The organism is Enterococcus sp. DIV2379 (assembly GCF_050542965.1).
In the GTDB taxonomy this organism is placed as follows: Bacteria; Bacillota; Bacilli; order Lactobacillales; family Enterococcaceae; genus Enterococcus_D; species Enterococcus_D entomosocium.
This window is the reverse complement of the sequence record NZ_CP172938.1, coordinates 1,916,289-1,930,124: the sequence shown is the minus strand read 5'-3', so window position 1 is coordinate 1,930,124 and position 13,836 is coordinate 1,916,289. Positions and strand designations below refer to the sequence as shown.

Below are 13,836 nucleotides of genomic sequence, written 5' to 3'. Positions count from 1 at the left end.
GATTTTTTAATGTCCTTTGCAGCAGAAGTAAAAAAAGAATTGACTGCATTAGAAGTTCATCGCGAACATGCCAAGGCAGAACTGGCAGCTTTGATTCGGATGAATGGGTCATTAAGTATCAACAACCAGCAATTTGTTTTAAACGTTCAAACAGAAAACGCGGCGATTGCCAGACGCATCTACTCTTTACTAAAAGATCATTACGACGTGCGCAGCGAGTTGCTGGTCCGTCGCAAAATGAAATTAAAAAAGAACAACGTCTACATCGTTCGTTTGAAGCAAGAGACAAAGCGCGTGCTTTTGGACTTAGATATCATGGATGGGCTGATGTTTCAAAGCCATGTTTCTGATGAGATCATGGGCAATACTCAAAAAATGCGTTCCTATTTACGAGGGGCTTTCATGGCATCAGGATCGATCAACAATCCAGAAACCAGCCGCTATCACTTAGAGATTTATTCCATCTACGAGGAGCATAACCAAGATATTTGCGATATGCTAAACGCATATGGTTTGAATGCCCGTGCATTAGAACGTAGAAATGGGTATATTTCTTACTTGAAAGGCGCTGAGAAAATCGCTGATTTTTTGACACTGATCGGTGCCACCAATTCCATGTTGAAATTCGAGGACGTGCGGATCGTGCGAGACATGCGTAACTCAGTCAACCGTTTGGTGAATTGTGAAACCGCCAATATGAACAAAACGATCGATGCTGCTTCGAAGCAGATCGACAATATCGAGTTTATTCAAGATCGAGTTGGCTTGCAAGCTCTACCTGAAAAGCTGCAAGAAATCGCCGAATTACGTTTGGAACATCCCGAGGTCAGCTTGAAAGAGCTAGGAGAAATGATTCCATCAGGAGCGATCTCGAAATCAGGGATCAATCATCGCATTCGAAAAATCAACGAATTTGCCGATCATCTTCGTGAACAAGTCAGCTAGTCGAATGGAATAAAAATGAATCAAAAGAGCAGGAGCAGATTTGACGTGGATGTTCGCGTCAAATCTGCTCCTGCTCTTTTATTTGTGGTTACTCATTGATCAATGCAGTTAATTCCTCAGCAGTGATCGATTCATCAAAAATGTGCCCATCTAAGATAATCGTTGGCACAAATTGAATGTTGGCGTTTTTCGCTTCTTCCACAATTTCTCCGGCGATCGCAGGATGATTTTGTTCAGATAGCCCTAAGGTATTTTTCGCATATTCTGCCACTTCATTTAAAGATAAATGACCCCATTCGTCTTGTGTTTGATAAATTTTTGTAATCTCAGCGATCGTTGCCTGAGGATCTGTACTGGAAACAAACCGATGCATCACATTGCCTCGTTGCAATGATTCTTTTTCTTTGTCGAATAATTTGATGACACGGCGTAGTTTCCCAGCTGTGACAGCTTCACTTAAGGTCGGTAACGATTCCTCAAACCATTGCCGACAATAAGGACAACGCAAATTCATAAATTCGACGATCGGTTTAGCGGAAGGGTCTCCGATATGTATCCCTGTTACCGCATTTGTTTCTTGTGCTTTGATGATTGAAATATCCATTAAGATTCCTCCTTTTTCTTTTAGTTTACCGAAGTTTCTACTGAAAGAAAAGCCTCAGGTCTTTTGATTCGAGTCTGTGAAATGAGGAGGGAAATTAGCTAAATACTATGTATTTCGTTTCACGAAATAAAGAAAATTACCCAGCCGGTGCTTTTATATTCCTTGATTTTCAGCTATAATGAATTGTGTTTTATTGTGCAAAATGATGATTAAAGGAAGTTATATAGATGAGAAAAAGAAAAACAATGGATGGCAATACGGCAGCTGCCTATATTTCCTATGCCTTTACGGAACTTGCGGCGATCTATCCGATAACCCCTAGTTCAACCATGGCTGAATTAGTGGATCAGTGGTCTGCTCAGGGAAAGCATAATCTTTTTGGGCAGCCGGTGAAAGTGGTTGAAATGCAATCTGAAGCAGGGGCGGCGGGTGTGGTTCACGGCTCATTAAAAACCGGCGCCTTAACGACGACCTATACGGCATCTCAGGGACTTTTGTTAATGGTACCAAATATGTACAAGATTGCTGGGGAAATGCTGCCAGGCGTCTTTCATGTCGCCAGCCGAGCAGTAACAACCAATGCATTGAATATTTTCGGAGATCATACCGACGTAATGGCCACTCGACAAACAGGCTTTGCTATGCTAGCGGAAAGCAGTGTTCAAGAAGTAATGGATTTAGCGCCAGTCGCTCATTTAGCAGCAATTGAAGCCAACATTCCATTTTTAAACTTTTTTGATGGTTTCCGAACCAGTCACGAGATTCAAAAAATCGAGGTGCTGGACTATGAAGAACTCGCACAACTGGTTAATCATGAAAAGTTGGCTGCTTTTCGTCAAAAAGCGATGAATCCGAATCACCCAACAACGAGTGGGACGAATCAAAATCCTGATATCCATTTTCAACAGCGGGAAACGATCAATCAGCACTATCAAACATTGCCTGAGATCGTTCGTTTTTACATGAAGAAAATCAATGCTTTAAGAGGAACCAACTATGATTTAGTGGATTATTATGGTGCTGCGGACGCCGAAGAAGTTATCGTTTCGATGGGGTCCTCGACGCAAACGATCCAGCAAACGGTGGATCATTTGTGCGCTTCTGGACGCAAGGTGGGAGTCTTGTCGATCCATCTGTATCGACCATTCCCATTAGAAGTTTTCTTAGAAAAACTGCCTGCTACCGTCAAAAGTATCGCTGTATTGGATCGCAGCAAAGAACCTGGTGCCAACGGAGAGTCTTTGCTTTTGGATGTGCAAAGTGCCATGTATGATGCAGCGATTCGGCCGACGATCATTGGTGGACGCTATGGTCTTGGGTCAAAAGATGTAACGCCTGATCAAATCGTTGCCGTTTATGACGAATTGATTAAGCCAAAAGCGAGCCAAAAGAAACGCTTCACCATTGGGATCACGGATGATGTGACGCAATTGTCGTTGCCCTCAAAAGGCACGCTAGATCTAACTGATCCATCCACCTTCCAAGCGAAATTCTGGGGATTCGGCTCTGATGGGACCGTTGGGGCGAATAAGTCAGCAATCAAAATCATCGGTGATCATACCGAAAAATATGTGCAAGGCTATTTCCACTATGATTCGAAAAAATCTGGTGGTCTAACGGTTTCCCATCTGCGATTTGGGGATACCCCCATTCGTTCTACCTATCTGATCGAACACGCGGATTTCGTTGCATGTCATACGCCTGCGTATTTGCATACGTATGATTTGCTGAAAGGACTCAAAAAAGGCGGAACCTTTTTATTAAATACGACCTGGTCACAAGAGCAAATTTTAAATAATCTACCGAAGAAGATGAAACGTTATCTTGCTGAAAACGAGATCCGTTTTTATACCATCAACGCCATGCAGTTGGCAATGGAAGTTGGCTTAGGTGGGCGGATCAATACCGCGATGGAAACAGCCTTCTTTTACTTGGCAAACATCATTCCGACCGAGGAAATCTTGCCGATTTTAAAAGAAGAGGCGCTGAAAAGTTATCGGCACAAATCGATGGCGATCGTTGAAAAGAACCAAGCAGCCATTGATCGCACCATCGAATTATTACAAGAAATCCCTGTTCCAAGCGAGTGGGCAACAATCGAAGTGCCGGAAAGGACATCCACTGCTATGACACAATTTGTGCGGGAAATTGTGGAACCCATCAACCGTCAAGAAGGCAATCAACTATCCGTCGGCACCCTCGTAAGGAACCAAATGACTGAAGGGGTGATCCCTGTCGGGACAACAGCGGTTGAGAAGCGGGGCATCGCTGTTGAAGTGCCCGAGTGGCTATCAGATCGCTGTACCATGTGCAATGAGTGTGCCTTCGTCTGTCCTCATGCGGCGATCCGCCCGTTTTTGGCAGATGAAGATGAATTAACCGAAGCACCGGAAGGCTTTATCGTCAGAGAGATGCGAGGAGCGAACGGCCAAAAATATCGAATTCAAGTTTCCGTTGAAGATTGTACAGGTTGCGGCCTTTGTGTGGAGGCATGTCCCGCCAAAGGGAAAGCCTTGACGATGCGTCCTTACGAAGAACAAAAAGAGCAAGCTTTAAATTGGGCTTTTGCGATGACTTTACGCCAAAAGGAAAATCCAGCAAAACCAGGAACTGTTTTGGGCTCCCAATTCAATAAGCCCTTATTGGAGTTCTCTGGTGCTTGTGCGGGCTGTGGGGAAACCCCTTATGTCAAACTTCTGACCCAAATGTTTGGTGATCGCATGATGATCGCCAATGCGACCGGTTGCTCTTCGATTTGGGGTGGAACCTCACCAGTATCCCCTTATACAACCAATCACTTAGGACAGGGTCCAGCTTGGTCAAACTCGCTGTTTGAAGACAATGCCGAATATGGCTATGGCATGTTCTTAGCCAACCAAACCCGACGGGAGAAATTAGCAGCCCAGTTGCAGTCATTGAAAGCCGCTGTATCAGAAGAATTGCAGGCTTTGATTGATGATTGGGACCTTCATCGAGAAGAAAGTGCTGGGACACAGCAGCGAGCAGCAAAATTGATCGCCGCCTTAGAAGCTGAGGCTTCCACGACACCTCAGCTGAACAAAATCCTGCAGGAAAAAGATTTGTTTGTTAAGCCAAGCCAATGGATGATAGGTGGCGATGGCTGGGCATATGATATTGGGTTTGGCGGTATCGATCATGTTCTCGCTTCTGGTGCAGATGTCAATATTCTTGTGTTAGATAATGAAGTTTATTCCAATACGGGGGGGCAAGTCTCCAAAGCGACACCAACTTCGGCTATTGCTAAATTCGCTGCTAGTGGCAAGTTTGTTTCCAAAAAAGATTTAGGAATGATGGCGATGACCTACGGACATGTCTACGTCGCACAAATCGCATCTGGTGCTAATCAAATGCAAACGATCAAAGCCTTTGAAGAAGCCGAGCGGTTCCCGGGACCGTCAATCATCATTGCCTATACGCCATGTATCACTCACGGTCTTGCTGGCGGAATGCGTCAATCCTTGAAAGAAGCGCAAGAAGCAGTTGCATCAGGGTATTGGAGTCTCTACCGCTATAACCCGCTGTTGGCAGAAAATGGGAAACAGCCAATGACGCTCGATTTCAAAAAGCCAGCATTTGATCAAATGCCTGCCTTTATGCAGACCCAAGTCCGATTTGCTTCCTTGCAGTCTGCCAATCCCAATGCGGCGCAAGCCTTGTTTGAAAAAACCGTTTCAGATGCGAAAATTCGTTTCTATAACTATGCCCGCTTAGCAGGTCAAGAAGAAAAAATTCGAGCAAAGCTTGAAAAAAATGTAAGTACTGATACAGAACAACCAATGGCAGTAAAAACGGAGCGTGTGCGAAGAGAAAAACAGCCGTTAAGCGAAGAACAGCTCGCTGAAAGAGCAGCACGGCGTGCAGCGCGCGCAAAACGTCGTCAGCAAGAATAATCGCTAGCTGAGGAACGATCCTGGAAAAACGCTTTATCACGTTTTTTCAGGGTCGTTTGTTGTTTTTCCTATGAAATGCGTGCAAGAAGCTCTTTTAGATGAAATCTTCTAAGACCTTTGACAAACAATGATTTCATGATAATGGTAAACTAAATAAAAGAGCTGTTTATTTTTTCAAAACTTTTTCATAAATTTGTTTTTTTTCAAATCTTTGAAGAGGTCCTATGTTATACTATTATCTGAAGTCTTAAGAATAAAGGAAGGCTGTTTATGTTGATAAATTTCAGGGATTTTTTTAATTTAGATTATTGGAGAGAATTGCTCTCATTTGATATATTTTCTTGGTCTTTTTTAGTAAATGTTTTAGATGTGATCGTTGTTTGGTACTTGGTTTATAAGCTTATCCAGCTTGTGCGAGGGACAAAAGCGATCCAGTTGTTCAAAGGAGTCGGACTGTTCATTGTTCTAAGGTTTTTGGCTGGTATCGTAGGATTAAAGACGCTATCTTGGTTGATGGATCAAGTCATTACTTATGGGGTGATCGCCGCAATTGTTATTTTCCAACCAGAAATTCGACGGGGGCTAGAGCATCTTGGACGCAGCTCTTTCTTCAAGACTTCTAAAAACGAAAAACGGCGGGATGAAGTTTTGGTCCAAGCACTGGACAAAGCTGTTCAATATATGGCAAAACGAAAGATCGGTGCATTGATCACGATCGAGCGGACGACTGGTTTAGAAGAATACATCGAAACTGGGATTCCCTTAGATGCGGATGTGACGGGCGAACTACTGATCAATATTTTTATTCCTAATACACCGCTGCATGATGGTGCAGTCATTTTAAGAGATGATAAGATCGCTGTTGCTAGTGCCTACTTGCCATTGTCAGAAAGTCCACTGATTCCGAAAGAATTCGGGACACGTCATAGAGCAGCTGTTGGGATATCAGAAGTCAGTGACGCATTGACCATTATCGTCTCAGAAGAAACCGGCGACGTTAGTATTACGCTAAATAATCGCATGTTGACTGAACTTTCGCGCCAAGAGTATCTCGACGTGTTGAATCGCGAATTAGTTCCGGAAGAAAAACCTGGCAAACGCAACTTGCTGCAATCTTTCTTTGAAGGGGTCAACAAAGGAGGAAGAAAATGATCAAGAAAGAGCGTCGTCAAAACGTATTTTATGGTATACTAGCGCTGTTCTTTAGTCTGGTTTTGTTTTTCATCGCCAGCGGATCAAGTCTGCAAGTCAATCTTGCGGGAACATCAAATCCTTATGAGGAAGAGATCGAAAATGTACCGATTCAGACCACCTACGACACGGATGAATACTTCATCCAAGGATTTGAAACAACAGTGGATGTGACTTTATCTAGTCGAAATCGTGTACAATTGAATGCAGAACGTAGTGAGGAAACACGGAGCTTTCGAGTCGTAGCTGATTTGACTGGGCTCGATGAAGGAACCCATGAGGTCCCTTTAGAAGTAAAAAATCTTAGTTCAAGCGTCACAGCTGAAATCGAACCAAAAACAGTCACTGTGACGATCGAGAAAAAAGTGACCCAAACGTTTACCGTTGAACCCGTCATCTCCACTGACGGAGCAACGAGTGGTTACGGCGTCGATTCAATGAGTGTCGATCCGCAGAAAGTAGAAATCACAACTGGCGATCAAACATTAGCTGAAATCGACCGAGTGGTAGCAATCGTAAATCCAGATGATATCACTGGGGATTCGATCACTGCCAATGGAACCATCGAAGCCTGGGATAGCGACAACAATCCATTAGCGATCATCGCGGATCCTGATTCGGTAGATGTTGCATTGGTGATGGAGGCTCCAAGCAAAGAAATTGAATTGTTTGTTACACAACAAGGGACAACTCCAGACGGGATCTCCCATTACATTTATCGCATGAGCAGTATCAGTGCCGTTCTGACAGGACCACAAAGTATCTTGGATGAAACCCAACAGATCGGTGTGCCGGTGGACGTTAGTGAGATCACGACAACGACGGAACGGACAGTAACCATTCCAGTGCCTGAGGGGACAACAATCAATCCAACGGTCGTGACGATCCAAATCACACCGGTTGCAGAAGCTACTACGGAGAATCAATCAAACAATGATAGCAATGAAGCAGTGAATAGTGAGAATTCTCAAGACAACTCTTCAACAGACGACACGACGAACGAACAAACAGAGAATTCCGCAAGCAGCACGACGACAAGTAGTTCTTAGTCGTTTGACTGTAGAGAATGAATAAGAGAGGTTATTAAAATGGGAAAATATTTTGGTACTGATGGTGTTAGAGGAGAAGCTAACAAGGAATTGACACCTGAGTTAGCATTTAAATTGGGGCGTTACGGCGGCTATGTACTAAGTCAACATGAAACCGGGGACCGTCGTCCTCGCGTATTGGTTGGGCGAGACACACGAATTTCTGGACAAATGCTAGAAAGCGCATTGATTGCTGGTTTGTTATCCGTTGGGATCGAGGTATTTCAATTAGGCGTTATTTCCACACCAGGAGTGGCATACTTGACGAAAGTACAAAAAGCAAGCGCAGGTGTGATGATCTCTGCCTCTCACAATCCTGCACAAGACAATGGGATCAAGTTCTTCGGAAATGATGGCTTTAAATTAGTCGATGAACAAGAAGCTGAAATTGAAGCATTGCTTGATGCGCCGGAAGATACACTTCCTCGACCTTCTGCCGATGGCTTAGGAACGGTGGATGAGTTCCCAGAAGGGTTATTGAAATACTCTCAATTTCTACGTCAAACGATTCCTGACGATTTAGAAGGGATCACGGTTTGTGTCGATGCAGCAAATGGCGCAACAGCTACAAGCGTTAATCGTTTGTTTGCCGATCTAGAAACAGAATTCTTCACAATGGGAACTTCCCCAGATGGGTTGAACATCAATGATGGTGTTGGTTCGACTCACCCCGAAACATTAGCCGAATTCGTCGTTGAAAAAGGGGCCGATGCTGGTCTTGCATTTGATGGAGATGGCGATCGGGTCATCGCAGTTGATGAACTAGGAAATATCGTTGATGGCGATAAGATCATGTATATCTGTGCAAAATATTTAGCAGAACAAAAACGCTTGAACCAAGGAACGATCGTTACAACAGTCATGAGCAATTTAGGGTTCCACAAAGCAGTGGAAGCAATTGGTCTGAAAGATGTGATCACACAAGTCGGTGACCGTTATGTCGTAGAAGAAATGCGTAAAAACGATTATAATTTCGGTGGCGAGCAATCAGGGCATATGATTTTCTTGGATTTCAATACGACAGGTGACGGTTTACTATCAGGAATTCAACTATTGAATATCATGAAACAAACGGGCAAGAAACTGTCGGAATTAGCAGGAGAGGTAACGATCTATCCACAAAAACTTGTCAACATTCGAGTGACAGATAAAAATGGTGCGATGGATGTTCCATCTATCCGTAAAATCGTGGAAGAGACAGAAGCAGAAATGAACGGCGAAGGCCGTATCTTGGTTCGTCCTTCAGGAACAGAACCATTGCTTCGGGTGATGGCAGAAGCACCAACCATTGAAAAAGTCGATTACTATGTTGAAAAAATCGCAGCGGTCGTTCGAGAAGAAATCGGTGCGGAATAAATGAAGAAGTAAGACGATCAAAGATATTCTTTGGTCGTCTTTTTTGTCTACTTACCAGCAAGAAGCCAACTTGCGAACTAGAGAAACTTGTCAACGAATTTGTCGACAACGCTTAAAAGGGAACACGCCGTGGGCAAGCCTTGCGAAGTATAGTTGCTTTTAAAAGTCTTTTCGGATTTGTTGTGCATAAAACAAGAAAAAAGAACCCCTATGAACGATCGAGTCATCGAACGAGGAGTTCTTTTTATTAAACAGAAGATAACCAATTCGGTTTCAGTTTTTTAAAAAACTATTCAACGGTAACGGATTTTGCTAAGTTTCTTGGTTTATCAACATCGAATCCGCGTTGTAAAGTGGCAAAGTAAGCCAGCAGCTGTGTTGGAACGACTGCCACTAAGCTGGTTACCAATGGATGAACATTTGGCAAAATGATTTGATCAGTCGCTTTTGCTAACTCTTGACTAACGATCACAAGGGTGTGAGCCCCACGAGATTCGACTTCTTTCAAATTGCCTCGCGTATGAGAGCCAGTCACTTCTTCCGTGATCACACCGATCACTGGTGTACCTTCTTCGATCAACGCGATGGTGCCGTGTTTTAATTCACCAGCCGCAAAGCCTTCCGCTTGGATATAAGAAATTTCTTTTAATTTCAATGCCGCTTCCATTGATACATAGTAATCATTCCCACGACCAATGTAAAATGCATTACGGGTTTCGGAAAGAAAATCTTCAGCAAATTGACTGATAACAGCTTTTTCATCCACTAAAGCCTCCATTGCAGAAGCAACGATGCTTAGTTCATGGAACACGTCAAAATCCAATGCTTCAGGGACAGCTTTTTCATCACCAATGGCTTTTGCTAATAAGGTCATGACAGCGATCTGTCCGGTATATGCTTTTGTAGAGGCAACGGCGATTTCTGGACCAGCATGAAGCAATAAGGTATGGTTCGCTTCTCGAGAAAGAGTAGAACCAGCAACATTGGTAATCGTGAGACTAGGAAGACCTAACTGGTTGATCGTCACTAATACTTGACGGCTATCTGCCGTTTCACCACTTTGTGATAAGAACAAGAAGAAGGGTTTTGCTGACAACAATGGCATGTTGTAGCCAAACTCACTAGATAAGTGAACCTCAACAGGGATCTGTGTTAGCTTTTCTAAAATGGATTTTGCTGCCCAACCAGCATGATTACTGGTACCACATGCGATGATGTAGATTCGATCGCTAGCTAAAAGTTCGTTTTTTAACGCTGGATCGATTACTACTTCACCGGATTCTCCTTGATATTCTTGGATCAAGCGGCGCATCACGGTTGGTTGATCATCGATTTCTTTTAACATGTAGTAAGGGTACGTTCCTTTTTCGATGTCAGTCAGATCTAGTTGTGCTTCATAAGATTCACGGTACACAAGGTTTCCTTTTGGATCTTCGATTTCGATCGCATCGGCTGTTACGGTCACCATTTCGCCATCTTCTATCTCAACAAAATGAGTCGTTTGATCGAGCATTGCTAAGGCATCGCTGCAAATGACATTAAATCCATCTCCCAAACCGATCAATAAGGGACTTTTATTTTTAGCAACATAAATGGTTTCTGGATCTTTTTTTTCTACTAAAGCAAAGGCATAAGAGCCGCGAATCAAGGACAAAGCTTTTTTAAAGGCCGCTTTGGTCGTGCTGTTGTCTTGCTCTTTCAACACTTCAATCAAATGAACAACGATTTCGGTATCTGTTTGACCTTCAAACTGGTGGTTGCTTAAATATTCTTGATGAAGCTCTTCAAAGTTTTCGATCACACCATTATGAACCAAAACGAGTGCTTGGTTTGCCGAAGTGTGAGGATGAGCATTCATTTCTGATGGCTTGCCATGGGTCGCCCAACGGGTATGTCCGATACCGATCGTTCCTGTTACTTCAGAAGTCACTTTTTCTTCCAAGTTTTTGATTCTTCCTTGGGCTTTCACTAAATGATCCGAAGTCCGATCAGCGACATAAAGGCCTGCTGAGTCATAGCCCCGATACTCTAAGCGTTCCAATCCGTTTAAAATAATTCGTTCTGCATTTGATTTTCCTACGATTCCTACAATTCCACACATAATGATAATCCTACTTTCAAAAAATTTAGTTTGGCATTATGTATTTCTATCTGCGCAGCAAGTCTTTGTCATCATCTTACGATGAGATTTGTTCTTGCCTGTAGAGTGCAGTCCCTAGAGTCATCCGCCGAATGTTTCGATAAACTCTTTCCTCGTCATCTGTTTCCAGATCAGGCGCTATCCATATTGGTCTATCTATCCTCCTTGTGAAATATTTTATAGAAATACAAGCAATATCATAATATTTATTCCTGTTTCTGTCAACTGTAAGTTATATGAAAATAATTGGTATAGTTATTGGTAAGGTTGATTTGAACCAGTCTAAAGGGAATCAAAATAGCTGACATAGCTTTGTCGAATAAGATTCCCAAGAAATTTCCTCATAAAGCTATGCTTTTTTTTTTAAGTTCGCTACAATAAAAAAGTAAGAAAGTGAGGGAATGAAATGCCAGAATTTGTAAATTGTATGACTTTTTCAGAGCTAAAGAAAATAGTAGCTGCGATAGAAAAAGATCCTAATGTCACAGATGAAACAAAGGTCATGTTGGATACGGGCTGGGACAGCTTGCAAGAAATTTTACCCGGATCAGTCACCGTGGAAACCGCGCAAACATTCAAAGTCCAGGATGAACTAACAAAGGAATTTTTTGGCGGCTACGTCTTAGCTGAAAAAAGCGAGAAATTTGATGCGGTTGGAGACGAAGAAGCAGTGATCGTCATCAAAAATCTATACTAAATTATGGGAAAGGTGAAAAGTTAGGTGGGAAAATGAATAAAAGAAGATGGATCGCAGCGGCGATCGCAGCAGGGTTATTTATCTGCTCGGGGGTTTTTTCAGTAATCACAAATCGTCCAGAGCAAGAGGAAACTCAAACGCTGCAAGGTTTAAATGCTTTGTTCTACGGAAGTAATGCGATCGAAGAGACAACGTTAGTTGCCGGAGATCAAGACAATCGCATTGTTCGCTTATCTTTAGAAGGAACGATCGCCAGCAGCTCCAGTGGCGGCTTATTCACAACAGAATCTTATGATCATCAGCGATTTTTAGAAGAACTACGGATGATCCAAGAAGATCCAACTATTGGGGGCATCTTGATGGAAGTCAATACCCCAGGAGGCGGCGTCTATGAAAGTGCCGAGATTGCTCGTGAATTAGCAAAAATCAAAGAGTTAGGGATTCCGATGTATGTCAGTATGAAAAACATGGCAGCCAGTGGCGGTTATTATATTTCGGCAGGTGCTGATAAAATTTTCGCAACGGATGAAACGATTACCGGTTCGATCGGAGTGATCATGTCGGGGCTCAACTATGCCGGCTTATTCGAAAAGCTAGGGATCGAAGACAATACGTATAAAAGTGGTGCACTAAAAGATGTAGGTTCAGCAACGAGAGAGCCAACAGAAGCCGATAAAGAAGTCTTGCAGACCTATGTCGACAATGCGTATGGTCGGTTCGTTAAAATTGTGGCTGAAGGACGCGGCATGACAGAAGAAGCCGTTAGAAAGATCGCTGATGGCCGCATCTATGATGGTCAGCAAGCAGTGTCTGTTGGCTTAGTGGATGAAATCGGTTTTCCTGAAGATACATTAGCAGCAATGCAAGCAGATCTAGGCTTGGAAGATGCAGAGATTTTCAGCTATGACGTTTCATCTACTGGATTTGCTTCTACTTGGTTAGGTTCAAGTTTAGCCGAACTGCAAGGACTAAAAGAATCAAATACAGAACGAGTGATCCAATTGATGGAAAGCCTAGGAACAAGCGATGCCCCTAAACCTCTTTATTACTATGGAGGTGAATAACTATGACAGATAAAAACAAGTATTCCGCTGCCGCATCGTCAACAGATGACAATCACACAAGTACATCAATCGATCAAAGGGAACAGCGCGAAACCTCCACACCGTCAACCGGTCATACGGATGTACGAACTGAAGCGCAGGTTTCAGAAACAGCCGAACCAGTAAACGCCAGCAAAGCGATGAAGAACGCACAAGTAAACCATCCCGATGATTTTTATCAACAAGTCTTGACGTCTTTTCAAGAAGAAGAGTATAACCAAAGTGAGATCGAAGAAAGACAAAAAGCGTGGCAGCATTTTGAAGAACCTGAAAAACAGACCGAAGACAAACGGTTCTTTAATGACTTTCCTAGCTACTTTTTTGCCGGTTTTTGGATTCGTTTGTTTGCTTTTTTAGTGGATCTTCTAGTGATCCGGGCAATCACGCAAATAACGATTGGCAGTATCTATAATCTAGCGAATCTAACGGCAACCAATCAGCGGTTTGGTCTTTACAACATCTGTGCCTTAGCGATCTATCTGGGCTATTTTGTTCTGATGACGAAGCTGAATCATGGCCAAACAATTGGGAAAATGCTCTTTGGCATCCGAGTTATTTCTTTTGTAGAAGAAGAACTCAGTTGGCAAACGGTCTTGATTCGCGAACTTTGCGGGCGCTATGTGCTGCAATTCAATGTTTTCTTTTATCTCGGTTATTTACCAATCGTCTTTAATAAAAATAAGCAGCAGGCTGCGGATTATTTTGCAGAAACAAGTGTGGTAACCATCAATTTGATCAAGGCCTTTAATAAACAGGTGGATGCCAATCACGTAATGATTGGTGCACAAAACTAACTAGCAG

The 13,836-nt window shown here is 43.0% G+C and carries 10 protein-coding genes; 8 read left to right on the top strand and 2 right to left on the bottom strand.

Annotated elements, in window-relative coordinates:
* Positions 1-9 precede the first annotated feature (9 nt).
* Positions 10-945 (top strand): DNA-binding protein WhiA, encoded by a 936-nt coding sequence (whiA, locus tag IGI92_RS08935; RefSeq protein WP_005235679.1) that lies wholly within the window; start codon positions 10-12, stop codon positions 943-945.
* Positions 946-1,033: 88 nt separating this feature from the next.
* Here whiA and IGI92_RS08930 read toward each other — a convergent pair whose 3' ends face one another.
* Positions 1,034-1,549: a DsbA family protein gene (locus IGI92_RS08930; protein ID WP_005235682.1), complete on the bottom strand. Its 516-nt coding sequence runs from the start codon at positions 1,547-1,549 to the stop codon at positions 1,034-1,036.
* Between the two features lie 227 nt (positions 1,550-1,776).
* Between IGI92_RS08930 and nifJ the strand changes: the two genes are divergently transcribed.
* The 4 genes from nifJ to glmM all read left to right on the top strand — a co-directional run bounded on the left by nifJ (position 1,777) and on the right by glmM (position 9,095).
* Positions 1,777-5,460, top strand: coding sequence for a pyruvate:ferredoxin (flavodoxin) oxidoreductase (nifJ, locus tag IGI92_RS08925; protein ID WP_430606784.1), 3,684 nt, complete (start codon positions 1,777-1,779; stop codon positions 5,458-5,460).
* 270 nt (positions 5,461-5,730) lie between these two features.
* Positions 5,731-6,612, top strand: a complete 882-nt coding sequence (gene cdaA, locus IGI92_RS08920) for a diadenylate cyclase CdaA (protein ID WP_005235688.1) — start codon at positions 5,731-5,733, stop codon at positions 6,610-6,612.
* A complete protein-coding gene (locus IGI92_RS08915) occupies positions 6,609-7,700 on the top strand; it encodes a CdaR family protein (protein WP_430606783.1) in 1,092 nt (363 codons plus the stop codon). Before cdaA ends, IGI92_RS08915 begins: the two co-directional genes overlap by 4 nt.
* A gap of 39 nt (positions 7,701-7,739) precedes the next feature.
* Positions 7,740-9,095 carry a phosphoglucosamine mutase gene (gene glmM / locus IGI92_RS08910; RefSeq protein WP_244731747.1) on the top strand — a complete coding sequence of 452 codons (1,356 nt, stop codon included), beginning with the start codon at positions 7,740-7,742 and terminating at the stop codon, positions 9,093-9,095.
* Between the two features lie 289 nt (positions 9,096-9,384).
* Here glmM and glmS read toward each other — a convergent pair whose 3' ends face one another.
* A complete protein-coding gene (glmS, locus tag IGI92_RS08905; protein WP_008382201.1) occupies positions 9,385-11,196 on the bottom strand; it encodes a glutamine--fructose-6-phosphate transaminase (isomerizing) in 1,812 nt (603 codons plus the stop codon).
* A gap of 445 nt (positions 11,197-11,641) precedes the next feature.
* Between glmS and IGI92_RS08900 the strand changes: the two genes are divergently transcribed.
* From IGI92_RS08900 to IGI92_RS08890, 3 genes are read left to right on the top strand one after another with little or no spacing between them, the layout of a single operon-like run.
* Positions 11,642-11,932 carry a hypothetical protein gene (locus IGI92_RS08900; RefSeq protein ID WP_005235701.1) on the top strand — a complete coding sequence of 97 codons (291 nt, stop codon included), beginning with the start codon at positions 11,642-11,644 and terminating at the stop codon, positions 11,930-11,932.
* A 32-nt stretch (positions 11,933-11,964) separates the two neighbouring features.
* Complete coding sequence (gene sppA, locus IGI92_RS08895; RefSeq protein ID WP_005235703.1) at positions 11,965-12,996, top strand: signal peptide peptidase SppA; 1,032 nt, start codon at positions 11,965-11,967, stop codon at positions 12,994-12,996.
* A 2-nt stretch (positions 12,997-12,998) separates the two neighbouring features.
* The gene (locus IGI92_RS08890) at positions 12,999-13,829 is read left to right on the top strand and encodes an RDD family protein (RefSeq protein ID WP_301389852.1); all 831 of its coding nucleotides are present in this window, start codon (positions 12,999-13,001) and stop codon (positions 13,827-13,829) included.
* Positions 13,830-13,836: the final 7 nt, after the last annotated feature.